This is a genomic window from Bacillus sp. FSL P2-0099, assembly GCF_038007445.1.
Taxonomy (GTDB): Bacteria; Bacillota; Bacilli; order Bacillales; family Bacillaceae_G; genus Bacillus_A; species Bacillus_A mycoides.
Map to the genome: position 1 here is coordinate 1,771,134 of NZ_JBBOXE010000001.1, position 25,113 is coordinate 1,796,246.

Annotated in this window: 22 protein-coding genes and 4 pseudogenes; 22 read left to right on the forward strand and 4 right to left on the reverse strand. The window is 35.2% G+C overall.

Annotated features, from left to right (window positions below; genetic code table 11):
- Positions 1 to 25 precede the first annotated feature (25 nt).
- Both ilvD and ilvA read left to right on the forward strand, forming a co-directional pair.
- On the forward strand, positions 26 to 1,699 hold the full coding sequence (gene ilvD / locus MKY90_RS09130) for a dihydroxy-acid dehydratase (protein ID WP_063217834.1): 1,674 nt from the start codon (positions 26 to 28) through the stop codon (positions 1,697 to 1,699).
- A gap of 31 nt (positions 1,700 to 1,730) precedes the next feature.
- Positions 1,731 to 2,993, forward strand: coding sequence for a threonine ammonia-lyase IlvA (gene ilvA / locus MKY90_RS09135; RefSeq protein WP_098168109.1), 1,263 nt, complete (start codon positions 1,731 to 1,733; stop codon positions 2,991 to 2,993).
- A gap of 35 nt (positions 2,994 to 3,028) precedes the next feature.
- Here ilvA and MKY90_RS09140 read toward each other — a convergent pair whose 3' ends face one another.
- On the reverse strand, positions 3,029 to 4,132 hold the full coding sequence (locus tag MKY90_RS09140; protein ID WP_341091139.1) for a CapA family protein: 1,104 nt from the start codon (positions 4,130 to 4,132) through the stop codon (positions 3,029 to 3,031).
- A gap of 214 nt (positions 4,133 to 4,346) precedes the next feature.
- Here MKY90_RS09140 and MKY90_RS09145 point away from each other — a divergent pair, with 214 nt between their 5' ends.
- The 3 genes from MKY90_RS09145 to MKY90_RS09155 all read left to right on the forward strand — a co-directional run bounded on the left by MKY90_RS09145 (position 4,347) and on the right by MKY90_RS09155 (position 7,278).
- A complete protein-coding gene (locus tag MKY90_RS09145) occupies positions 4,347 to 5,066 on the forward strand; it encodes a DUF554 domain-containing protein (RefSeq protein WP_098168107.1) in 720 nt (239 codons plus the stop codon).
- Positions 5,067 to 5,080: 14 nt separating this feature from the next.
- Complete coding sequence (locus tag MKY90_RS09150; RefSeq protein ID WP_088293580.1) at positions 5,081 to 5,947, forward strand: GNAT family N-acetyltransferase; 867 nt, start codon at positions 5,081 to 5,083, stop codon at positions 5,945 to 5,947.
- Between the two features lie 116 nt (positions 5,948 to 6,063).
- Positions 6,064 to 7,278, forward strand: a complete 1,215-nt coding sequence (locus tag MKY90_RS09155) for a multidrug efflux MFS transporter (RefSeq protein ID WP_063217956.1) — start codon at positions 6,064 to 6,066, stop codon at positions 7,276 to 7,278.
- Between the two features lie 55 nt (positions 7,279 to 7,333).
- Here MKY90_RS09155 and MKY90_RS09160 read toward each other — a convergent pair whose 3' ends face one another.
- A complete protein-coding gene (locus MKY90_RS09160; RefSeq protein WP_002012144.1) occupies positions 7,334 to 8,095 on the reverse strand; it encodes a DODA-type extradiol aromatic ring-opening family dioxygenase in 762 nt (253 codons plus the stop codon).
- Between the two features lie 209 nt (positions 8,096 to 8,304).
- Here MKY90_RS09160 and MKY90_RS09165 point away from each other — a divergent pair, with 209 nt between their 5' ends.
- The 14 genes and pseudogenes from MKY90_RS09165 to MKY90_RS09230 all read left to right on the forward strand — a co-directional run.
- A complete protein-coding gene (locus tag MKY90_RS09165) occupies positions 8,305 to 9,228 on the forward strand; it encodes an alpha/beta fold hydrolase (protein ID WP_098168105.1) in 924 nt (307 codons plus the stop codon).
- Positions 9,229 to 9,284: 56 nt separating this feature from the next.
- Positions 9,285 to 9,890 (forward strand): pentapeptide repeat-containing protein, encoded by a 606-nt coding sequence (locus MKY90_RS09170; RefSeq protein WP_063217830.1) that lies wholly within the window; start codon positions 9,285 to 9,287, stop codon positions 9,888 to 9,890.
- A 122-nt stretch (positions 9,891 to 10,012) separates the two neighbouring features.
- On the forward strand, positions 10,013 to 10,372 hold the full coding sequence (locus MKY90_RS09175; protein ID WP_044440475.1) for a YunG family protein: 360 nt from the start codon (positions 10,013 to 10,015) through the stop codon (positions 10,370 to 10,372).
- A 53-nt stretch (positions 10,373 to 10,425) separates the two neighbouring features.
- Positions 10,426 to 11,751 carry a bifunctional S-methyl-5'-thioadenosine deaminase/S-adenosylhomocysteine deaminase gene (locus tag MKY90_RS09180; RefSeq protein ID WP_002135629.1) on the forward strand — a complete coding sequence of 442 codons (1,326 nt, stop codon included), beginning with the start codon at positions 10,426 to 10,428 and terminating at the stop codon, positions 11,749 to 11,751.
- A 1,049-nt stretch (positions 11,752 to 12,800) separates the two neighbouring features.
- Positions 12,801 to 12,935, forward strand: a complete 135-nt coding sequence (locus MKY90_RS09185; protein ID WP_255256129.1) for a hypothetical protein — start codon at positions 12,801 to 12,803, stop codon at positions 12,933 to 12,935.
- Positions 12,932 to 13,208, forward strand: a pseudogene (locus tag MKY90_RS09190) (phage holin family protein); the annotation flags it as partial. The gene MKY90_RS09185 and the pseudogene MKY90_RS09190, both read left to right, overlap by 4 nt.
- A pseudogene (locus tag MKY90_RS09195) lies at positions 13,208 to 13,717 on the forward strand (N-acetylmuramoyl-L-alanine amidase); the annotation flags it as partial. The pseudogenes MKY90_RS09190 and MKY90_RS09195, both read left to right, overlap by 1 nt.
- Positions 13,718 to 13,816: 99 nt before the next feature.
- Positions 13,817 to 13,981: an N-acetylmuramoyl-L-alanine amidase C-terminal domain-containing protein gene (locus MKY90_RS30385; protein ID WP_369811979.1), complete on the forward strand. Its 165-nt coding sequence runs from the start codon at positions 13,817 to 13,819 to the stop codon at positions 13,979 to 13,981.
- Between the two features lie 169 nt (positions 13,982 to 14,150).
- Positions 14,151 to 14,404: pseudogene (locus tag MKY90_RS09200) on the forward strand (replication-relaxation family protein); the annotation flags it as partial.
- Positions 14,405 to 14,586: 182 nt separating this feature from the next.
- Complete coding sequence (locus MKY90_RS09205) at positions 14,587 to 16,215, forward strand: peptide ABC transporter substrate-binding protein (RefSeq protein WP_098168103.1); 1,629 nt, start codon at positions 14,587 to 14,589, stop codon at positions 16,213 to 16,215.
- 442 nt (positions 16,216 to 16,657) lie between these two features.
- A complete protein-coding gene (locus tag MKY90_RS09215) occupies positions 16,658 to 16,867 on the forward strand; it encodes a hypothetical protein (RefSeq protein ID WP_001036914.1) in 210 nt (69 codons plus the stop codon).
- Between the two features lie 59 nt (positions 16,868 to 16,926).
- A complete protein-coding gene (locus MKY90_RS09220) occupies positions 16,927 to 17,307 on the forward strand; it encodes a BA_1872 family lipoprotein (RefSeq protein WP_098168102.1) in 381 nt (126 codons plus the stop codon).
- A gap of 327 nt (positions 17,308 to 17,634) precedes the next feature.
- Positions 17,635 to 19,680, forward strand: coding sequence for a class I SAM-dependent methyltransferase (locus tag MKY90_RS09225; RefSeq protein WP_098168101.1), 2,046 nt, complete (start codon positions 17,635 to 17,637; stop codon positions 19,678 to 19,680).
- A 27-nt stretch (positions 19,681 to 19,707) separates the two neighbouring features.
- Positions 19,708 to 19,853: pseudogene (locus MKY90_RS09230) on the forward strand (radical SAM/SPASM domain-containing protein); the annotation flags it as partial.
- A 166-nt stretch (positions 19,854 to 20,019) separates the two neighbouring features.
- Here the strand turns inward: MKY90_RS09230 and MKY90_RS09235 are convergent.
- A complete protein-coding gene (locus MKY90_RS09235) occupies positions 20,020 to 20,544 on the reverse strand; it encodes a GNAT family N-acetyltransferase (protein WP_002031168.1) in 525 nt (174 codons plus the stop codon).
- A 143-nt stretch (positions 20,545 to 20,687) separates the two neighbouring features.
- Between MKY90_RS09235 and MKY90_RS09240 the strand changes: the two genes are divergently transcribed.
- The 3 genes from MKY90_RS09240 (at position 20,688) to MKY90_RS09250 (ending at position 23,386) form a co-directional block, all read left to right on the forward strand.
- A complete protein-coding gene (locus MKY90_RS09240) occupies positions 20,688 to 21,386 on the forward strand; it encodes a response regulator transcription factor (RefSeq protein WP_002141282.1) in 699 nt (232 codons plus the stop codon).
- Positions 21,376 to 22,443, forward strand: coding sequence for a sensor histidine kinase (locus MKY90_RS09245; protein ID WP_215598867.1), 1,068 nt, complete (start codon positions 21,376 to 21,378; stop codon positions 22,441 to 22,443). Before MKY90_RS09240 ends, MKY90_RS09245 begins: the two co-directional genes overlap by 11 nt.
- A gap of 82 nt (positions 22,444 to 22,525) precedes the next feature.
- Positions 22,526 to 23,386, forward strand: a complete 861-nt coding sequence (locus tag MKY90_RS09250) for a M23 family metallopeptidase (RefSeq protein ID WP_078185668.1) — start codon at positions 22,526 to 22,528, stop codon at positions 23,384 to 23,386.
- Between the two features lie 59 nt (positions 23,387 to 23,445).
- On the opposite strand, the gene MKY90_RS09255 is transcribed toward MKY90_RS09250, so the two are convergent.
- Entirely contained in the window at positions 23,446 to 24,741 is a 1,296-nt protein-coding gene (locus MKY90_RS09255) for an Nramp family divalent metal transporter (protein ID WP_098168099.1), read from the reverse strand.
- Between the last annotated feature and the right edge of the window lie 372 nt (positions 24,742 to 25,113).

Below are 25,113 nucleotides of genomic sequence, written 5' to 3' on the forward strand. Positions count from 1 at the left end.
AATATGTAAGAGGGGATTTGACAAGATGAGAAGTGACATGATTAAAAAAGGTTTTGATAAAGCTCCGCATCGTAGTTTATTAAAAGCAACTGGTTTGAAAGATGAGGATTTTGATAAACCGTTTATTGCGATTTGTAATTCTTTTATTGAAATTATTCCAGGGCATAAGCACTTGAACGAGTTTGGAAAACTTGTAAAAGAAGCCGTTCGTGCAGCAGGCATGGTGCCATTCGAATTCAATACAATTGGAGTAGACGATGGTATTGCGATGGGACATATCGGTATGCGTTATTCGCTTCCGAGTCGTGAAATCATTGCAGATTCAGTAGAAACAGTTGTAAATGCACATTGGTTTGATGGTATGATTTGCATTCCAAACTGTGACAAAATTACACCTGGTATGATGATGGCGGCTCTACGTATTAACATTCCAACTGTATTTGTTTCAGGCGGTCCGATGGCTGCGGGGAAAACATCTAAAGGAGAAGTTGTCGATTTAAGTTCCGTTTTTGAAGGGGTAGGAGCTTATCAATCCGGGAAAATTTCAGAAGAAGAATTAAAGGATATCGAAGATCATGGCTGTCCATCTTGTGGCTCTTGTTCGGGGATGTTTACCGCGAATTCTATGAATTGTTTATGTGAAGTGTTAGGTTTAGCTCTTCCAGGAAACGGTAGTATTTTAGCAATTGATCCAAGACGTGAGGAGTTAATTAAACAAGCAGCAGAAAAATTAAAAATTTTAATTGAAAGAGATATTAAACCACGCGATATTGTGACAGAAGAGGCAATTGATGATGCATTTGCACTTGATATGGCGATGGGTGGATCTACGAATACAGTATTACACACGCTAGCGCTCGCACAAGAGGCTGGATTAGATTACGATATGAACCGTATTGATGCTGTTTCAAGACGTGTACCGCATTTATGTAAAGTAAGCCCTGCTTCTAATTGGCATATGGAAGATATTGATCGAGCAGGTGGGATTAGTGCAATTTTGAAAGAGATGAGCCGAAAAGAAGGGGTACTTCATCTAGATCGAATAACTGCTACTGGGCAGACGTTAAGAGAAAACATTGCTCATGCAGAGATTAAAGATAGGGAAGTTATTCATTCTCTCGAAAACCCTCATAGTGAAGAAGGTGGATTACGTATATTAAAAGGAAACCTTGCGAAAGATGGGTCAGTTATTAAAAGCGGGGCAACTGAAGTAAAACGATTTGAAGGACCTTGTGTTATTTTTAATTCACAAGATGAGGCGCTTGCGGGCATTATGCTTGGGAAGGTTAAGAAAGGGGATGTAGTTGTTATTCGTTATGAAGGACCAAGAGGCGGCCCTGGTATGCCGGAAATGTTAGCACCAACATCAGCGATTGCTGGTATGGGATTAGGTGCAGATGTTGCGCTATTAACGGATGGACGTTTCTCTGGAGCTTCACGTGGTATTTCGGTAGGGCATATTTCGCCAGAAGCAGCTGCGGGCGGAACGATTGCACTTCTTGAACAAGGGGATATCGTTTGTATCGATGTTGAGGAAAGATTGTTAGAGGTAAGAGTTAGTGATGAAGAATTAAATAAGCGTAAAAAAGAATGGAAACGACCAGAACCGAAAGTGAAAACTGGCTGGCTTGGACGTTATGCACAGATGGTAACATCGGCGAATACAGGTGCAGTTCTAAAAATCCCGGATTTTGATTGAGCCAATTTAAAAGAGATAAGGATGATATGAAATGGTGCAGAAAGTAAAGGAGAGAGTGAAAATTGAAGATATCTTAATGGCTCATAATTGCATGAAAGATATCGTTATTAAAACACCGTTACAACGTGATACAGTTTTATCTGAGAAATATGATTGTGACGTTTATGTAAAACGAGAAGACTTACAATTGATTCGCTCTTTCAAAATTCGGGGTGCGTACAATTTAATTCAAAGTTTACCGAAAGAAAAGTTACAAAATGGTGTTGTTTGTGCAAGTGCTGGTAATCATGCGCAAGGGGTAGCTTACACGTGTAATTTATTGAAGATTCCGTCAAATATTTTTATGCCCACAACGACACCTAAGCAAAAAGTATCACAAGTCCAATTTTTCGGTGGTGATTTCGCAGAGATTGTATTAGTTGGTGATACATTTGATAGCTCTTTCCAAGAAGCACAGCGCTATTGTGATGAAAATAAGATGACATTCGTTCATCCGTTCGATGACCCGTATGTCGTTGCTGGTCAAGGAACAGTGGCAGTTGAAATTATGCATGATATGGAGAAACCAGTTGATTATATCTTTACAGCAATCGGCGGTGGCGGGTTAGCATCAGGGGTTGGTACATATGTGAAAGGTGTTAGTCCTACTACAAAGGTCATTGGTGTAGAACCGATGGGGGCTGCATCTATGAAAGAGGCTTTTCTTCAAAATGAAAATGTGGCATTGGAGAAAATAGATAGTTTTGTTGATGGGGCAGCGGTTAAAAAGGTAGGGAAGTTAACATTTGAAACTTGTAAAGATGTAATTGATGATATTGTTTTAGTACCAGAGGGAAAGGTTTGTACGACGATTTTAGAACTGTATAAGAAAAATGCAATTGTAGCTGAACCCGCTGGTGCGCTTTCAATTGCAGCGCTTGATCTTTACAGAGATGAAATAAAAGGTAAAACAGTTGTATGTACGCTAAGTGGTGGAAATAACGATATTGATAGAATGCAAGAGATGAAAGAACGTTCTCTTATTTACGAAGGGTTAAAGCATTACTTCATCATTGAATTCCCACAGCGTTCAGGAGCACTAAGAGAGTTTCTTGATAAGGGATTAGGCCCAGAAGATGATATTACACGATTTGAGTACATTAAGAAACATAATAAAGAAAATGGTCCAGCGTTAGTCGGTGTAGAATTAAAACATAAAGAAGATTACGAGCAATTAATTACTCGTTTTAAAGAAAATAATATTCAATTTATGGAGCTTAATAAAAATCCTGTTTTGTTTGATTTACTTATTTAAAAGAAATAGAAAGAGAGCTATTATTAGCTCTCTTTCTATTTACGTTTATTTATTATTTTCCCAGTATCATCAATTTCTACATCAGTTGAAACCGTTTGTAAATATTGCAGTGCTTTTTTCTTTTCTTCTTCATTTACAGGAGAAACTTGGTTGTTGCGAATGATGTAAGGATTGAATGACATTTGGACATCCTTACCTTTAAAGGTTAAAGTTAATACGCCTGTTTCGGCACTCTTTCCATTTACATAATTCGGGAATAAAAAGTTTCCTAACGAGTATGCGATAGGAATTTTATTGTAATACTCAAATCCTTGTAACCAATGCGGGTGACTTCCAACGATTGCATCAGCACCCGCCTCTACCATTTTCGGAACATATTGTTTCTGGTATTCTATTGGACGATTAGATTTTTCGACGCCCCAATGCATATAGACGATTACATAATCAGCATCTTTCTTTTGCTCTTGAATCGTTTTTGTTACAAGATCTAGATCATATCCGTTCGTAACGCCAGGCTTATTTTCACCAGCTACCCAATTAAAGTTAGGCATAAATCGAACGAAGGAAAGAAACTTGAATTTTTTTCCTTTTACAGTTAGTTCACGAGCAGTATAAGCATCTTCAGCATTTTTTCCGGCTCCAGTGTAAGGTAGTTTTAATTTTTCGACGTGAGAAATGGTGTCTAGTAGTCCATCTTGCCCATAATCAAGCGTATGGTTATTGCCAACGTTCACGATGTCATATCCGGTGTTTTTAATGGCTTGTAGTGTGGATGGATCACTTTTAATCCAAAATTGTTGCCCAGGTACTTTTTTTTCTCTCGTTGTAAATGCTGACTCTAAATTAACAAAAGAAATATCAGCTTTCATTATTTCTTCTTTTACGTGTTGGAATGGATAATCAGCCCCATTTTTTTCGATTACGGGACGTAATTGCCAATCGAACATTGTATCACCAGAGAAGGTGAGTGTGATTTCAGGGTCTTCGGTTTTCTGTTCGCTTTTTGAAGCTGTTTTACTAGATTTGTTTTGCATATCAGGTTTGTCTTTCGCTTTTGAAATAAAAGAGTAGTTGATTAATAAAACAATTGGTGTAATGAAAAAGGCTATTAACAGAAATCGTTTTAGTAAAGTTTTCATAAATACCTTCCCTTTTGAGTTTATCCCGCAATTAGATTAATAATGAATCTACTAAAGGCAATCGGTCTTTGTATAGTTACAAAAAAAATAGCGGGTTATGTAGTGAAAAACGTTTGTTAATATTCACAATATTACGTTAACATATAGGTAACCTGTAAATCAATGTATAAACCAAAATATAGAAATAAAGAATTCGAAGGGTGAAGAATGAGAAATGGTTATATTAGGAGCAGTTGTAAATGGGATTTGTATTATATTTGGTACTTTATTTGGTAAATTATTTAGTGCGATTCCAGAAAGTATGAAGGGAACAATTATGCATGCAATTGGTTTAGCGGTTACTGTACTTGGACTTCAAATGGCATTAAAAAGTGAAAATTTTCTTGTTGTCATACTAAGTTTAGTTATTGGTACGGTAATCGGAGAATGGCTACAATTAGAAGAAAGGTTAAAACTGTTAGGGGATTGGCTAGAAAATAAAGTTGGATCGAAAGGGAAAGGGAGCATATCAGAAGGCTTTGTAACAGCCACGCTTATTTTTGCAATCGGAGCGATGGGGATACTTGGTGCATTGGACAGTGGGATTCGCGGAAATCATGATATTTTATTTACAAAGGCGATTATCGATGGATTCATTTCTATTATATTAACGACAACTCTAGGAATTGGAGTGGTATTTTCAGCAATTCCAGTGATTTTATATGAGGGAGGTATTGCAGTTTTTGCAACACAAATTAATAGTTTTGTTCCAAAAGAATTAATGAATCAATTTATAGTGGAAATGACGGCTACTGGCGGTATTATGATATTCGCAATCGGATTAAACTTACTTGGATTTATTAAAATTAAAGTGGCAAATTTACTTCCAGGCATATTAATGGTTGGAGTAATTGTTTCTATTATATACGGTTATGGTTTGATAATAAGTCATTAGGGGAAGGGATATAGATGATGGAATTCCAATTTACAAAACGTGCATATAAAATATTGGAGATTGCAGCAGAAGAGGCTGAGTGTAGTAAAGGTATTATCCATCCAGTTCATCTATTTATAGGAGCTTGTAAGGAAGGTACTGGAGTTTGCGCGGAGTTACATATGTATTTATTTCACACGGTGGGTATGGGTTTTTTAGCAAAGATATCGTTACTCCAACAATATTATGCAAATGAAATAGAATACATAAATGTTGGGGAGTTTAAGGTTTCAAATAAGACGATAGAAGTTTTAAAAGTAGCGAAGAAACGGATGGAACGTTTTCAGCAAATAGTAATAAATGAAGGGCATGTTTTATATGCAATTTTTCAAGGGGATACAGTTATTGATAAGGTTATAAGTGAAAAGATGAAAAAAGATCTGTTGCAAATTACATCTGAACCAAGAGACTTGACGGTTGCATTAACAATATTTGATCCTATTTGTAATAGTTTAAGCTGTAATATTAGAAAAGCGATCTCTTCTGATTTTGAAAAGTTGGCACGTTTTGTTAAGGATGAATTTGGTGAGCGTTGGTTAAAATCTTTAGATTATGGATTTCGGACATATAAAGAAGAGTTACCTATATTTATTGCTGAACAAGGAGGAGAAATCATTGGTTTCGCTTGTTATGATGTTGTGAGAGGAAAGAAAGGGTTGTTTGGCCCGATGGGTACAGCGAAACATAATCGTGTGAACGGTGTTGGGAAGACGTTATTGAATCATTGTTTATATAACATGAAGAAAAGCGGATATGAGTATGCAATTATAGGACAAGCAGGTCCGATTGAGTTTTACGAGCGATGCTGTAATGCACGTTTAATACCCATAGGAGATAATTAACTCTATCCCTTTGCAAAGAATGCAAAGGGATAGAGTTTTATTATGTATAAAGCAAATTACTAAACTTTTTCCAGGAAACGGTGTAGAATGGGTATCTAATGAAAGAAGGTGTAAAAATGGCCAGCTGGAAACGAAATTTAATGATTTGTTGGCTAGGTTGTTTTACCACTGCAGCCGGTATGAGTTTAGTAATTCCTTTTTTATCTTTTTATATTGAGGAATTAGGGGTGAACGGCACTGCTAGTATTGCACAGTGGTCGGGACTTGCATTTGGTGTAACATTTTTAATGGGTGCGATTGTATCACCGATATGGGGAAAGCTCGGTGATATACATGGACGGAAATTGATGCTTATACGTGCTAGCCTTGGTATGGCGATAATTATGACGCTTATGGGGTTTGTGACAGATGTGTATCAATTAGTCGCACTTCGGTTTTTAATGGGATCGGTATCAGGTTTCCTTTCTACAGCGATGACACTTATTGCTGCAGAAACTCCGCAAGAACATTCAGGTTGGGCAATTTCTACAATTTCAACCGGAGGCGTGAGCGGTTCATTACTTGGGCCGATACTCGGAGGTTATTTGTCAGAGTTAATTGGAATGCGCCATGTTTTTCTAGTTACAGGAGCTTTCTTATTTCTTTCCTTTCTTATCGTCTTTTTCTTCTTACATGAGGAGAAACATTCTGCTAAAGAAAAAAAGGCACAGCCGAAGAAAGTATGGACGATGGTCCCTGCAAAACATTTAATAATAAGTTTATTTGTAGCAACGTTTATTATTCAGCTTGCAAATATGTCGATTCAACCTATTATTACGTTGTATGTAAAGCATTTGGCAGGACCAGGAACAGATCATATTGAAATGCTTGCAGGTGCAGTCATGTCTGCGACAGGATTAGCAGTAATTTTAGCAGCTCCTAAGCTAGGAAGATTATCAGATCATATTGGACCTCAAAAAACGTTAGTTGTAGCGTTGTTTGCTGCAGGAATTATTTTTATTCCGCAAGCATTTGTAACCTCAGCTTGGCAACTATTAATTCTTCGCTTTTTATTAGGTATTGCACAAGCAGGACTATTACCTTCCGTACAAACTCTACTAAAACAACATACGCCAACCCATGTAACGGGACGAATATTTGGATATAATCAATCGTTTCAGTTTTTAGGAAATATGATTGGGCCAGTACTTGGTGGACAAATTGCAGCTCATGCAGGCTTCCAATATGTTTTCTTCTCTACATCATCACTATTATTTATTGCGTGCATTTGGGTTTATTTTCATAGTAAGAACGAAGAGGTATCAGAGAAACGACATTTGGAAGTTAGTTAACTATGTGAATGAAAAACAGAAAAAGGATGAAGCAATATTGCTTCATCCTTTTTCATTAAAATTGAAGGCAAAGATAACTTAATGTACCAAGCTCGTAGCTACGGTGAATGACCGTACCGTCGTTCTCACCACTACCCATCGCGATAAATAGAGGAACAAAATGTTCCGCTCTTGGTACAGCTAATTGTGCATGAGGAGCATTTCTTTCCCAGTTAAACAATGCATCTTTATCGCTAGTATGCATATGATTTATAATCCAATCATCAAATTCAATCGCCCATTGTTCCGGAGTTGTTTCATTCCATTTTAATGCTCGTAAATTATGAACAGTAACTCCGCTGCCGATTACTAAAATATCTTCTTGTCCAAGTCCTTTTAGTGCTTCTCCAATTTCAAATTGTTCTTTTGCAGGAAGGAATGGATTTACTGATATTTGTACGACAGGAATATTGGCTTCTGGGTACATACGATGCAGGAGTGTCCATGAGCCATGATCTAAACCTCTCGTCATATTATGATGGACTGGAATGCCTTTGTTTTTAAATTTTGTTTCTAGCATAGACGCAATGCTAGAAGAGCCTTTCGCATGATATTTGATTTCGTATAACTCAGGAGGAAAACCTCCAAAGTCATAAATTGTTTCATATACTTCATCTGAAGAGGAGATCGTTAATACTTCACTTTCCCAGTGAGCGGTAAAAATAACAATAGCTTTCGGTTTATATGTTTCTCCAAGTGTCTTTAAAAAGCGTGTATAGTCTGTATCTTGAATAGCAAGCATAGGTGATCCATGTGCTAAAAATAGTGAGGGCATCATGATTAAAACCTCCTAAAAATATATTAATTACTTTATGTAAGTAACTATATAATTTTATTTTAAATTCGTCAAGAGAATAGTTTAATATGTAATCGGAAAAATAGATCATTTGTCATAATGAAAGCAATTGCATATAATACATAATAAGAATAATGAATGTTTATTCATTATAAAAAAAGATATACATAATAGATTTGGAGGCTGTCGGAATGAGCATACAGGAAAATTTCGTTACGGCATTGGATAAATCGGAAATTTACTTGCGTAAATGGTTACCAGAAGGAAATCTGCGGGGAATTGTTCAAATTGCACATGGTATGACAGAACATGCAGGTGTTTATACAGAATTTATTGATGCTTTATTAGAAGCAGGATATGGTGTTTATGCTCATGATCATAAAGGGCATGGAAAAACAGTGAAAAGGGAAGAAGACTATGGTCATTTTGAACCAAATGTAGGTTGGAATCAGGCTGTGTCTGATGTTATCTTTGTTTCGGAAATGATAAAAGAAGAGCAGACATGCCCGTTATTTTTACTTGGACATAGTATGGGTTCTTTTTTATCAAGACGTGCTGTACAACTTAAAGGTGAATTATATGATGGATTCCTTATTTCAGGAACTGGTGGAAATCCAGGGCTTTTAGGAAGTATCGGTCATAAAGTAGCGACAATTGAGATGAAACTTCGCGGAAAGAAAACGAAAAGTCCGATGCTGAACTTCTTATCTTTCGGAAACTTCAACTCACACTTTAAGCCAAATCGTACGAAATTTGATTGGTTATCTTCAGATATTCATCAAGTTGATAATTATATTGCGGATCCGTTATGTGGATTCATTTGCACGACTAGTTTTTACCGAGAATTGTTTCATGGAGTTCTAGAAGTAAATAAAATAGAAGAATACAAGAAGACACCAAAAAATCTTCCAATACATATATTCTCTGGTGATCGTGATCCTGTTGGGGATATGGGGAAAGGTGTAAAAGAAGTATACGAAAACTATAAAAAATGTGGTGTGAAAGATGTAACACTTCGTTTATATGAAAATGGTAGACATGAAATGTTCCATGAAGTGAATAGAGAAGATGTATTTCAAGATTTGATTTCATGGTTAGATGAGCATATTGTATAAGAAGAAACCTCACTTCATGCTGAAGTGAGGTTTTTTGAAAAATTGGAGGATTGATTATGAGTGAATTTGTAAATAAAGAATATGTAGAAATAGATTTTCAAGATGTCTGGATAAAAGAAGAGGAATTGAAAAATTGTACCTTCATAAAATGCCGTTTTAGAGGGATAGATGCATCAGAAGTTTTTACTAAAAATTGTAATTTCATAGAATGTGATTTTACTGGTACTCTTTTTAATGCTTCTATCCATCAAGGAACTACGTTTGCTAATTGTAGGTTTTTTGGTGCGAATTTATTTGTATCTAAGTTTGAAGAATGTAAAATGACTGGTTCGGATTTCGAAGAGGCGAATTTAGACGGAATAACAATTATATCAGGCGATTGGTCATATACGAATTTAAGGTTTGCAAACTTTAGTAAACAAATGTTAAAGGGTATTCGTTTAATTGAAGCTGACCTATATGAATGTAATTTAGAAAAAGCAGATTTGCGTGAAGCGGATTTAACGGGCGCACAATTAGGTAAGGTGAAACTTAGTGGGGCGGATTTAAGAGGAGCTGTAGTTGATAGAGTTGATTTTAAAGCTTTTGATTTAAAAAACGTGAAATTAGATATAGCGCAGGCGGTTGCAGTCGCGAGATGTTATGGAGCAAAGGTGAATTAAATCATTTGTAACACCGTTCAATATATTGAACGGTGTTACAAATAGTAATGATTTTTAAAAATTGCCTTTTACCGCTTTTATAATATGATGTGTGAAATTGTTAATGTCAGGAGATGCTGAATATGGATAGCATAAAGATTAAACAACTATATGAAGCATTAAGACAATCTTGGTCAATAGAAACGAGTTCTAAGTGGACGAGCGAAAGCCCAGCAAAGGGACAATGTGGTGTAACCGCCCTTATTGTCCAAGAATTGTGCGGGGGAGAGATAATAAAGACGAAGATAGGTGAAGTATGGCATTTCTACAATAAAGTAGATGGGAAAAGGTATGATTTTACTAGGACCCAATTTCATGAAACATTAAACTATATGGACATGAAGTCGAGCCGTGAAGAAGCATTTGCAGATACAAATGAAAAACAATATAGCATTTTGAAGGAAAAGACAACGAAAGAATTAAAATTATCTTTTGACTCTTAATCTTCAATAAGTTACTATAATGGTGGTAACTAATTAAAGGGAACTTCATAGAGTTGAAAGGGGAAATACTTTTGAAAACAACTTATGTAAACGCTACAATTGCAACGATGAATGAACAAAATGAAGTGATAGAAAATGGATATATCATTGTAGAAAATGATCAAATTATAGATATAAATAGCGGAGAATTCGCTAACGATTTTGAAGTAGATGAAGTAATTGACATGAAAGGAAAGTGGGTTTTACCAGGGCTTGTCAATACACATACACATGTTGTTATGAGCCTTTTGAGAGGTATCGGAGATGATATGTTATTGCAGCCATGGCTTGAGACGAGAATTTGGCCACTTGAAAGTCAGTTTACGCCAGAGCTTGCGGTCGCTAGCACGGAATTAGGATTACTTGAAATGGTGAAAAGTGGTACAACATCATTCTCTGATATGTTTAATCCTATTGGAGTAGACCAAGATGCAATTATGGAAACGGTATCAAGGAGTGGAATGCGTGCTGCTGTTTCAAGAACTTTATTTAGCTTCGGAACGAAAGACGATGAAAAGAAAGCAATTGAAGAAGCTGAGAAATATGTGAAGCGTTACTATAACGAAAGTGGTATGTTAACTACGATGGTTGCACCACATAGTCCATATACATGTTCCACAGAACTGTTAGAAGAGTGTGCTCGTATTGCAGTAGAAAATCAAACGATGGTTCATATTCATCTTTCTGAAACAGAGCGTGAAGTACGTGATATTGAAGCACAGTATGGGAAGCGTCCAGTAGAATATGCAGCAAGTTGTGGATTGTTTAAACGCCCAACAGTTATTGCGCACGGTGTAGTATTAAATGAAAATGAGCGTGCATTTTTAGCAGAATATGATGTTCGAGTAGCTCATAACCCAAATAGTAATTTAAAACTAGGTTCTGGTATAGCGAATGTAAAAGCGATGCTAGAAGCAGGGATTAAAGTAGGGATTGCAACAGATAGTGTTGCGTCTAATAATAATTTAGATATGTTTGAAGAAATGCGCATTGCAACATTATTACAAAAAGGTATTCATCAAGATGCAACAGCGTTACCAGTTGAAACAGCTCTTACACTTGCGACTAAAGGAGCTGCTGAAGTAATCGGGATGAAACAAACGGGCTCACTTGAGGTTGGAAAGTGTGCTGATTTTATTACGATTGACCCATCTAATAAGCCGCATTTACAACCAGCAGATGAAGTGTTATCACATCTTGTGTATGCAGCTAGTGGAAAAGATATAAGCGATGTAATTATTAATGGTAAACGTGTCGTTTGGAATGGTGAATGTAAAACATTAGATGAAGAGCGTATTATATTTGAAGCAAGTCGTTATAAACGAGGTTTACAAAGATAGGTATTTCAGGCTGTGGAGAAAGTCTTCTCCACAGTCTATTTTTGTGCCTTTCCCTTTTTTTCGTCAGTGTTGACACATAAAAAGAAGTTGTTTCGTGGTTGTAATGAAAATGGGCAAAGAATAGGTATAAGTACCCCCCTTTTTTTATATTACGTGGTAAATTAATCGAAATAAGGTTAATTAAGGAGAATGATGAAATGATGATTTTTGCTCCGATTGGATTGGGTGTATTTGTAGGTGCAATTGCAATATTGTTAACTGTTTTTTTAGAAAACAGACAGATTCTAGGGTAATAAAAAATGTTCCAGGTATTGTAGGGACATTCGCTGCATTGTATCTGTTTTATAAAGGTTTTTTTGAAGTGAGAGGGTTTGAAGGTGCAGCTTATGGTGTTATCTCCATAACGCTAATTATATTTTCCTTAATTTCAATAACAATAGCGAATAAGGGGAAAGGCGCAGTAAGTTAAATATGAAGATACCTGCCTTTTTATACCATTCAACATCATTTTTGTGGTCAGGAAGATATTCAACATAATAAATAAACATAAGGATGTCCTGTTTTTTTGTAATTTAGTCGGAATTTCAAAGACAAATTAATATTTTAGTAACGATTTCTTCTGAACTTCTTTTCATGTGTTAACACTGATAAAAAAAGAGAGATTTCTTAGGATGGTGCTTTAAAAATCATTGTGACGAACGTGTATCTGTTTCTGTAGAAGAGTTAGTTCCGAAAGAACATTTCCTTCATACAATTGAGGCAACAATTAGTTTTGATTTTATTAAGGAAAATCTATCCTTTTTTAAAAGGATAGCTTTTTTTCTTGAACGAATAAATATTCAAAAGAATGTCGCATCTTTCTATTGGTATTTCTGCTACAATATGGGCTGTATTAGGAGATAGGATAGTATTACATCACTAAATTATGCAGACATTCCTTATTGGAAAGTGATTAGTAATGCTAATAATATAATTACTATGGTATTTCGGGGTTTCGTATAGCAGTGCGGGAAGGACACGACCGGCCAATTTGTACAAGATATGCAAACATGACCGATGACGCAGATATCATTACTGTTTTCGGAGGTACAAATGATTACGGGAATACGGTTACACTGGGAACAATAAACAGTGTAGATACAGGTGCTTTTTACGGAGCATTGAACGTCCTGTGTGCAGGTTAAAAAGTAAAGTTGGCTTCAAAGGCATCGCCAAAAAGGTGGTGCTTTTTCTTTTGAGTGGAGTGGAAACCCAATTAGGTACAGCACTTGGAGGTAATAGTGCTATTGGTGAAGCGACAATTTTTTATCGGAAATGAGTTGCTTTCACTTTTAGAAAACGCTGGTCGTATGGGAATGCCGCTACCTTCAGCACTAACGAATGCAGTTGAAATTTTAGGTGGCAAGAGCAATAAGACAAGTTCTGAATATGATAATAAGAAAGGAGATGTTGAATAATGACACGTTATAGTTTACACGGAGGGCACAACAGTATTGTACAAGGGGCTAATTCCGGAAATCGAAAAGAGCATATTATGGACCGTCAGGTGAAAGATGCGGTGGCAGCTAAGTTAAGAGCTTTAGGACACACAGTCTATGATGATACAGACGAAGTAGGAAGCACTCAAGCGCAAAATTTAAATAATATCGTTCGTAATAGTAATTCCCATAATGTGGATTTGGTTGTTTCTTTTCATCTTAATTCAAGTGATGGGAATGGGCAGGGTGTGGAAGTTCTGTATTATGATCAGAAAGAGCTGGCGGCTAAAATCTCAGCTCAACTAGCAAAAGATATTGGATGGCGTGATCGTGGTGCGAAACAACGTACTGATTTAGCCGTATTGAATGGAACTAAAGCACCAGCTATTCTTATCGAATTAGGATTCATCGATAACGAATCCGACATGGCTAAATGGAATGTTGATAAAATCGCAAATTCTATCGTATATGCTCTAACGGGACAAACTATTGGGGATGGTGGAGGAAACGGCGGTTCTAATGGTGGATATCAATATGTTAAGTCTGGTGAATTCGGGACAAACTATCTAAATGAAGCGATTCAAGCTATGGTTGAACGAGGAACAAAGGGAAAAGTTGTTGTTAATCCATTAACAGGTCTTGCTTATATCCAAACTGAGGTATTGCCTAATTCAGAACTAGATAAAATCACTTGGTGGATGGATACTCGACCAGGTGGTAAGTGGTGGTATGAATATATTAAAGTGAATTAATAATTTTTTAACAAAAGAATAGTTTGGTGCCAAAAAATAAAAGTCGTTAATTACGGCTTTTATTTTTATTTTTGAGGATGAGCTATCTCCATTCTCTTTTATTCTTTTTTCGTGTTCTTTCTTTATTTCATCTGGAATGATGATTTCAATGTTATCACGTATTTTTTATATTCCTGATGTGAAATTTCGTGACGAAGAAGGGATACTTCATGGAGTCCAAGTAGATCGGTCACAGAAAATGAAAGTGAATGAAGAGAAGTTAAAAAAGTATGAAGAGTTCACACAAATATATAAGCAGAAATATAACGGGAAGATGCCAGTCATGAATTTCTTTACAGTCACAAAATACAGCGGGGAAAACTGGAAGAGTTAGCAGTTAAGTATGATGTGTTTGTGAAAGTGTATGTAATAGAAGAAATATAAAAAGCGTTAACAATTTTGCAAACGAACTTGCTAACACCTATACGAAATAGACATAAAATATCGCTGATATGTCGCTAAATAAAATGAGAATAATTAACCACTAATAATGAATAATGGTTTATTATAATGGGAGTAACAAAATATAACGTTTTATAATATTTTATACTTAAGGAGAACAACTCATGAAGCGAAAAAAGAGCCATTTAATGGTAATGGCACTTGTTACATCTTTATTTTTAACAGCTTGTAATAATAAAGCGAATAAAAGTGAAACAGAGGCAAAAAAACAAGTATTAAATGTAACAGTATCAGAAGAAATTCCTTCTCTTGATACTACAAAAACGATGGATGGTACGTCAGCACACGTAATGCAAAACATATTTGAAGGATTGTATGTATTAGATGATCAAGATCAGCCTATTCCAGCAGTAGCAAAATCGTTTAAAAGAAGTGAAGATGGTAAAAAATATACATTTGATTTGCGTAAAGATGCAAAATGGTCAAATGGAGACAGTGTGACAGCAAATGATTTTATGTTTGCATGGAAACGTGCAATTAATTCTGAAACAGCGTCTCAATATGCGTACATGCTCTTTTACGTGAAAAATGCGAAAGAGATAAATAAGGGAACAATGCCTCTTGATGAACTTGGGGTTAAAGTTATAAATGATTATAAGTTAGAAGTGGAACTAGAACAGCCAATTCCTTATTTTTTACAGTTGTTAGCGTTACCTATATACTTACCACAGCACGAATCATTTTTAAAAGAACAAGGAAAGAATTATGCATTGGAACCTAGTAATCTCATATATAACGGTCCATTTGTATTAGAGAAGTGGAAGCATGAACAAGAATTTCAATTAAAGAAAAATGATACATATTGGGATAAAAAGAAAGTGAAATTAGAAGAAATAAACTTTCAAATTGTAAAAGATACAATGACGGTTGTTAATTTATACGAAGCTGGTGATTTGGATCGAGTGCCTATTAATTCTCAATTTGTAGACAAGTATAAAGGCAGTAAGGAATTACATATGTCGAGCGATCCTGGGATTGCTATGCTTCGTTTTAATGAAAAAAATAAAGCGTTAGCAAATAAAAAGGTACGTCAATCTATTTCATTAGCGTTAAATAAAGATGATTTCGTCGCTCACTTTATTAATAACGGAGCAAAACCTGCAAGTGGGCTTGTACCAGCTGGGCATATAAATGAAGAGACTGGTAAAGATTTTAGAAAAGAAAACGGAGATCTTTCTCCATATGATTTGCAAAATGCGAAAAAGATTTGGGAAGAAGCGAAAAAAGAACTTGGAGTAGAACAAATAAAACTCGAGTTTTTAACGTTTGAACAAGATAACGCAAAACGTATGGCGGAATATATAAAAGGTGACTTAGAAAAGAATTTGCAAGGATTAACGATACAAATTAAACAACAGCCATTTAAGCAAAAATTACAGTTAGAACAAACAGGAGATTACGAAATATCTATGTCAAATTGGGGGCCGGACTATAAAGACCCAATTAGTTATTTAGAACTATTTACGACGGGTAATCCGAATAATAAAATGAGTTACTCTAATTCTCGTTACGATGAATTAATAAAGAAAGCGAAAAATGATTTTGTACTAGATCCGGAGAAACGATGGGAAGCGTTGGTAGAAGCTGAGCAGGTCTTATTAGAAGACGCTGCTGTGGCACCGCTGTATCATATTGGCTCAGCTTATGTACAAAAGGATTATGTAAAAGGAATTGAAAAACATCAATTTGGTGGTGTTTATACTTATAAGAATGCTTATATCGCTAATGAATAAATACAAAAAACCTTATTTTTTAAAAGTAAGGTTTTTTTAAAGAGTACATGGAATAAGGGAATACAGTACAAATCAGCATACAAACAATCTCTTGTTGTAACTATGTTTGTTTTTAATTATATAAAAAATATTAGATTATATATTTTGTCATTGATATACTTAAAAGGTAATTGAGGTATTAAGATGAATCGATAGAGATGTTTGTGTATAATTATTTGAGTATTATAAAAATAAGGGAGCTTAAGTGTTTGATTTGAACGGGGCTTTTTCTATATGAATTAATTGGTATGTATAATACTTGGGGATATTAATTTGGGAATCTCGGGGGATCCTTTGAAGCTAGAAAAAGCAGAGTCAAATTCCATGTACCATTAGGTTCTGGTGTAGGTTTATGGGGATTTGGTGGAGAATTTGCTATTAAAGAATAAAGGGGAAAATGAGTATGAATAAGAAAGTGAAAATTTTAAAATATTTTATGGTTATATTAGCTTGCATTGCAATTTTTGGGACAGTTTTACCTAATGCATTAGATCCAAATGAATCATTAGCAGGGAAAATTTCAATTGCAACTTTCGGTACAATTGGAGCTTGTTTACTATTCTCTATTATGTATTTTATTGTAAAAAAAGCTATTTTAAGAGGTGGGAAATAAGATGGTACAAAATTTAGAGTTAGAATTTTAATTCATATACATAAAAAAGGAGAATTTCTATGAAATTACTACGTTTATTTATGATTTTCACTCTTGTTGTATTGTTAAGCGCATGCAATACAGCAACACAAGTTACAAAGGTTCAAAAAAATGGCGAAACGACTTTGAAAATTGGTTCGTTGCAAGGGTATTACGATGTGCAAACGCTTAAAGCTGAAAAAGGAAATGTGGAAATTCCTTATGAAGCAGCCGTTGAAGAAGGTACGATTTTATTGCAAGTTACAAAAGATGATAAGGTTATTTATGAAGAAGAAGTCACTTCTCAAAAAGAAGGTCTGCTTTCTTTTGAAGCGCCAAAATCCGGATCATATGATTTAATTGTACGTGTGAAGGGTGAAAAAGAGAAAGCAAAAGAAATTCAAATACATACTAATCTATGAAAAAATGGCAAGTGGAGTGCACCCGCTTGCCGTTTCTATTTTCGGTTGATTCTATCACAACATATGTTTATCAATTTAAGAAATGCTTCGCTGAGTCCTGCTGTTTATTCCGCCGAAATTCCTGATGAAGTTAAAATAAGAGATGAACAAAAGAATGTGTTACAAACTTGGCATGTTAGAAACGAAATTGATAACTCTCTTTTACATGATAAAAAGACTGGTTTTGATGCATTTGTATTTGAAAGAGATATAGATGGTAAAGGGGGCATAAGGTGATAATCTTTTTAGAGAAGATGTCCCAGACCATACTACTGATATTGATTATATATGGGGGTAAATAAGTTGAAAAATATTGAGGTTCTAAATAAATACATTGAAGGGTTTTCTAATACTCTCCCTACGTGGTTAAAGTATCTAATCGAGGCAGAGGAGATACATCAAAACTATGAGAATGTACAAGTACTTGGTGAATTAAAAACAGATGCGGTGTTGTACTATGTACACCGTACGCTGCAAGTGTTAGATGGATTGTCTTTAGATGAAGAAGCGTATCGCATTATTGAAAAAGTACTAACGTATAGTGAGCTTGCAAAGGTAGGCTCTTTAAAACAGCGAGAGAAATGGAAGAAGAACGGAATCAATCTATTGGTACATAATGAGGGTTCTGCTGATATCTTTAGTGATATTCAGTTTATCGAACATATAGAGACAAACTTAAACTCTACTGAGTATTTGTTTGTTCGAGATTTAATTAGAACACATGGATTAATCGGGCAGTATATCCGCGGAGAGGCTCGTTTGAACTCTCATATTGATTTAATTGACACATATAAAGAAGAATACGGAGACGTTAGGTTAAAGGAGATTCTATACTATCTTAATCAATGTATTATTGAAGGTGTATCAAAATCTTTGTGGAGCGAAGTAAAGAACGATGTGAAGATTACAATTGATGGGCTATTTGATGGTTATGTGGAGCCATTTACTTCTCGTGTACATAGACTCACGCCAAAACATAAGGAGTCAGTATTTGAAAAAGATATAATTATGGGGAGCGAGAAGAGAGACGTTCAAACATTTTTATCTGATAAGGATTTGTGGTATGTAGAACCGTCTATGCATGCCCTTAGCTTCGAGGATATTTGGACAGTTTTTGTTATGTTAAAGAACGAGATAGGCACTAGAAAGGTTCAGCATATCCATTTCGAGAAATTGATGCAGCAGTTGCACTATGATTTCAAAGGCGAGAAGAAGGACAACGTGTATCGTAAGCGGGTTATTGAGAAGTATCTACGGGAGTACCGTGAGAACGAGAAGCCGAATACAACACATGTTTCTTTTGAGGTTAAAGTCGATGAAGATATGAAGACTGCGTATGTGTCGTTTCAGTTTTCTGCTGTAGGTGAAGCGTTAATCATCTTCTGTGTAGAGGCAGAAAAGATAGATATGATGCATGCTCGGGCAAATGTACTGCTCTTTGATTTCTTCGGGTTACGAAAGGATGCATATGATAGATTCCATAACGAAGAAGTGTATTTGGAGCATATGAATAGTTCGGCTGATGATAAACGAATTATTCTTGATTATATAAAGGGAGATACGATTGTAGATGTCGGATCCGGTGGTGGTGTTATGCTAGACATGATTGAAGAAGAGACCGAGGATAAACGAATCTACGGTATCGATATTTCCGAAAATGTGATTGATACGTTGAAAAAGAAGAAACAGGACGAAAGTCGTTCTTGGGACGTCATTAAAGGGGATGCTATCAACTTAGGTAGCTCGTTTGATAAAGAATCGGTTGATACGATTGTGTATTCTTCTATCCTTCATGAGCTGTTCTCTTATATTGAGTATGAAGGTAAGAAATTCAATCATGAAGTAATTAAAAAGGGGTTACAGAGTGCTTACGAGGTGATAAAGCCAGGAGGTCGTATTATCATTCGTGATGGCATCATGACTGAAGATAAAATGTTAATGCGTGTGATTCATTTTAAAGATGCAGGTGGAATGAAGTTCTTAGAGCAGTATGTCCGTGAATTTAAGGGGCGTATAATCCAGTATGAGGTACTTGCAGACAATACAGTCAAAATGCCTGTTAACGATGCGATGGAGTTCTTATATACGTATACATGGGGTGAGGATTCCTTCGTTCACGAGGTGCAAGAGCAGTTTGGAATCTTTACGCCAAACGACTATAAGTATTTCGTAAAGGGTATCTTTGGAGATAAAGTAAACATCGTTCAAGCTATGAACTATTTACAGGATGGATATACACAACATCTTAGCGAGAAAATCGATTTTAAAGATGAGTCTGGGAATGCGGTTGTGCTACCGGATAGTACGTTCTTTATGGTTTTAGAAAAGAGGTAATGATATTGAAAACTTATAAAAAGTTTAGTTTGTGGGTTTCGATATGTTTGTGGAGGATCTTGTTCTAAAGCATATGCAATGACGGGAGATTACATGGAAAGCGAACCTTTCTGTTATACATTCCAAAAGCATTGCGAAAACAGAAAAAGAACGTAAAAAAGGGACATGAGTAAGAATATGCTCATGCCCTTTGTTTAGATTATATAATTTATTGTACTTCGCATCAGTCGTATGATGATCTAAGAAATGAAAAACGCTCGGTTTCCCATCTTTCGTTAAAAATCCACTATCTTGATTCATTATGCTGAAACGAGTTTTTACGTATAATTTCTATTAAACTCATTTTAATAAAGAATAATAATTCGTATCATATGGGATATCATCTTGATACATATAATTTTTTAGAACGCCTTCTTTTTCAAATCCTAATTTTAATAGCACTTTATTGGAAGCTTCATTTTCAAGAAAGACAATTGCTCCGATACGTTTTAAATGAAGTGTGTGGAAACCGTATGATATAACTTCAGAAACCGCTTCAGTCGCATATCCATTTCCCCAGTGTTCAGGCAAAAAGGCATAACTTATATTTGCTCGTTTATGTTCGGAAGACCAATCATGAAAACCAATTGTTCCAATGAGCCCTTTCTTGTCTTTTAATTCGATTCCCCATTTAATGCCGCTTCTTGCGTTGTACCCCAACTTAAAATTAGTAAGGATTTGTTTTACTTGATCCAAATTTTGCAATGGTTTTTGGCCATAATGGCGCAGGACATCAGTATTAGAAAAGCATTGTAGTATACTCGGTGCATCTTCTTCGGTAAGTTCTCGTAAAATGAGTCGGTTGGTTTTTAATATAGGAAACATATTTTCACTCCATTTCTTCTGAAACTAGAATGTATTTGTTATTATATAATTTAATCTGAAAATAAAGATTATTCAAGAGGGAAGTATGGTTTTGATTTGTGATAAAATTGATTGTGGAATATATTTCAAAAAGAGGTTTGTATATGGAGAAAAACTCAATTTTAATTGTAGATGATGATCGAGATATTATTCGATTCGTTAATGAAAATTTAAAACAAGAAGGTTTTAGTGTTTTTAGTGCTGACAACGGAGAAGAGGCGTTAGAGGTATTGAATAATAATGATGTTCAACTTGCTATCCTTGATGTTATGATGCCTCAAATGGATGGGATTGAATTGTGTAGAAGGATAAGAGAGAAATATAGTTTACCAATTATGTTTTTAAGCGCGAAATCATCGGACGTAGATAAAGTCGTTGGATTTAGTACTGGGGCAGATGATTATATTGTGAAACCGTTCAGTACAATTGAATTTATAGCAAGAGTGAAAGCTCAATTAAGAAGGTATACATACTTCAATCAAAATGCTGTTCAAGTAATAGAAAAGAAAATAAACATTAGAGGTTTAGAAATAGATGAAGTGTCGAGAACAGTGATGTTATATGGAGAAACAATCAATCTTACGAAAACTGAATATGATATTTTGTACTTAATGGCCGCTGCAATGAATCGTGTGTTTACTATTGAAGAAATATATGAAAGCGTTTGGAAAGAAAGGGCCTATGAAAGTAATAATACAGTAATGGTTCATATTGCAAGATTAAGAAATAAAATTGAAGAGAATCCAAAAGAGCCGAAGTTTATTCAAAATGTTTGGGGAGTCGGATATAAAATTGAAGATTAAATCATTACAAGGCATGAGAGCTAAGTTTTTTATCGCATTCATATGTAGCATTTTGTTAGCAACTGTAAGTATAATAGCGTTTCAAATTGTAATTGGAAATATATATAGTCATGTTACTGCGTTAGAGGAAAAATATTCATTTTTATATTTAATAGTTTTTTTAATTTTTACTACAATATACTTTGCATTCATGACAAAAACAATGATGAAAAGATTATCTGAAATTAACAAGAGTCTGAAGGAAATAAGTAATGGTAATTTTGAAATACATATACTTATTTCAAAAAATGACGAGATTGGTGAATTAGCAGCGAATGTTAATAGAATGGCCAAAAGTTTAAAAGAGTCTATCGAGAATGAAAAAAAATCGCAAGAAATGAAAAATGAAATGATTAGTAATATTTCTCATGACTTACGAACACCTGTAACATCCCTAATAGGTTACGCGGACCTGTTAGGAAATCAGCTTTATTCAAATAGAGAAGAATGTGAACAGTATGTAAGTATATTAAAGCGAAAAAGTTATGAATTAAAAAATCAAGTAGATGGTTTATTAGAATATTGTCAAATAAATTATAGAGAGATCGAATTACATAAAAGTGTAATAAATATGAAAGCGTTCATTGAACAAATCATGATTGATTTTTTACCACAACTAGATGATGCTGATATGAGCTTTTGTATTAAAGGTGATAAGGTGTTACATGTGGAAATGGATGTAGCGGTTATGGTGAGGCTATTCGAAAATGTAATTAGTAATAGTATTATGTACGGGAAAGACGGAAAGGAGCTTTTAATTCAAGTTTCTAAAAGAGATATGAATGTTGAAATAGAAATTAAAAATTTTGGACAATGCATTCCGAATGAGAACCTTCCTTACGTTTTTGAAAAGTTTTATCGTGGTGAAAAATCACGTAGCGCTCATACGGGTGGAAAAGGAATGGGGCTTGCAATTGCGAGAAGTATAGCGGAACTTCATAAAGGAGATATCACTGTACGTAGTAACGATAAAGAAACGGTTTTCACTATCGTTTTACCGCAGTATAAAGAAATGTAAGAAAGTCGTAAGTATTTCTTTCATATGTCGTAATTTTTACTTCGTATCATGGGGAACAAAGATAGGAGAGTAGGGATACAGCATGTGGAAGAGATTTTTATTAGCGATTATAGTTGCTTTTTTAATTATAAGTTGGAGTTTAGTTTATTTAGGTAATGGCGTTACATCAGTCTTTGTTTGGTGGATTATACAGGCTTTTAGTGTAATTTCAATTTTTCTCTTAATAGGCTCAGCAGTAATGTTTGTTTGGAAAGGTATTTTTAGAAAGCGGATAGATGGAACGCTACTATTAATAGTTCTGTTTTCTACCATTGGAGCTTGGCCTGTGGGGTGGTTCGCTAACATTGGGAGAATTGCATACCCAGTAGATGTACAGTCTATGAGTCCTAAAGTAGTCGTTCGTTTTCCTTTGAATGAACGAGCATTGATAGGTTGGGGCGGCGATAAATTAGAAACGAACTATCACGTTATAAAACCAAATGAACGATGGGCATACGATATTCTCATTCCACCTGCTGAAGTGAAAAGTAGTAAGTTAGAGGATTATGGAATATATGGAGCGAAAGTAATGGCACCAGCTTCTGGGACAGTTGTATCAATTAAAAATGATGAAATAGATTTAGTTCCGGGGTCGGATGATTTTCAATCGATGGCGGGAAATCATATTTATTTACGATTGGATGAAACAGGTACATTTTTGTTTCTTGCCCATTTAAAGAAAGGATCAATTAAAGTGAGGGAAGGCGAACATGTAAATGAAGGAGAATTTCTTGCCCAAGTCGGTAACTCAGGAAGTTCAAGTGAACCACATTTACATATCCATCATCAAAGGCAGGATCCATCTAAGGTGAGCATATTTCTTTCGGAAGGATTACCACTTTATTTTCGAACTGAAAAAGGTGCGATAATGCCGGAAAGAGGGACATACATAAGTGGTAAGTAGAAGGAAATCATTTCATACAAAAAGGGTATTCCAAATCAAATTTGGAATACCCTTTTTTATTAACCTACAAATGTTTGATACAGTAAGAAAATATTTAAAACGATAATAAGTGCAGCGATTAACCACGCGATAAATGTTGTAATGCGATGGTTGACGAGTGCGCCCATAATCTTCTTATTACTTGTAAACATAATAAGTGGTACTAATGCAAAGGCAATACCGAAAGATAAGACAACTTGACTCATAACGAGAGCGTAAGTTGGATTTACACCTAAAGCGATAATAACGAGAGGCGGAATCATTGTTATAAATCGGCGTAAGTATAACGGAATATGCATTCGAATGAATCCTTGCATAATAATATCACCAGACATCGTACCAACAGAAGAACTAGATAAACCTGCTGATAAAAGTCCAATCCCAAATAATGCAGCCGATACAGGACCGACTAAATTACTGAACTGGTTAAAAGCAACATCAAGGTCTTCAACGTGCAAGCCGTTTTTAAAGAATAGTGCAGCTGCTACAATTAACATACTTGCATTAATTGCTCCAGCGATAACCATTGCAATAATAATATCGATTAATTCGAAGCGGAAAATCTTTTTCTTTTGTTCATCATTTGTTCCGACTACACGGCGCTGCGTTAAGGCCGAATGTAAATATATCGCGTGCGGCATCACTGTCGCACCTAAAATTCCAGCTGCTAAAAGGATGCTATCTACACCTTGGAATTTTGGAGTGAAAAGTCCGGAGAGTAGAGGGCTTAATTCCGGTTTTGCGTAAAAGACTTGGATACCAAAAGCGATAACAACGATAAAAATCATACCTGTTATGATGGCTTCTAATGGACGAAAGCCTCTGCGTTGAAATTCAAGAATAATAAATGATCCAACTGCTGTAATTAAAGCAGCTGGTAACATCGGAATTCCAAATAGTAAGTATAAGCCAAGTGCTGCCCCGATAAATTCAGCTAAATCTGTAGCCATAATAACGAGTTCCCCTTGTATCCATAAACCGATGGAAACTGGTTTGGGGAAGTTTTCGCGAGCTACTTCAGGAAGATTTCTCCCAGTAGCGATTCCTAATTTAGCTGATAAAGTTTGAATTAATACAGCCATTAAATTAGAAGCGAGTATTACCCAAAGCAATAAATACCCATATTGTGATCCAGCTGCGATATTTGTAGCGAAGTTCCCAGGATCAATATAAGCAACTGACGCGATAAAAGCGGGTCCTAAGAATGGTAACAGTCTTTTAAAGCCTTTTGTTTGTCCACTTAACGCTAAATGGGCTGATTGAACTGTTGTACTTTGAGAAGGGACTTGTTCATCTTTTGTTATATCTTTATTCATAGTAATATTCCCCTTTAAAATGTTAACTTGATGAAATTAATGTAAGTATTCTTATTGTTTATTTCAATACATTTAAATGTGTTAGGTGTTATTTTTATTTGAACATAAATGTTTCCTTAGTGCAAATTATATGCCTTTACGCAATGAATGGTGTGGTGTTATAAAAAATTGGGAGTTTATGGTGTGATAACGTGGGGAAACATAATGAATTAAAGGGCTAATTTTGAAATTTATGTGAACATAAAGCCTATAATACAGCATATTAATTGATGGAATTGAATTTGTATGATATATAATATATTGGGATTACAACTTAACCATAGTGTTTTGATGTGTAATCTTGTTTTTTATTTTTGTTAACTTATAGAAAAT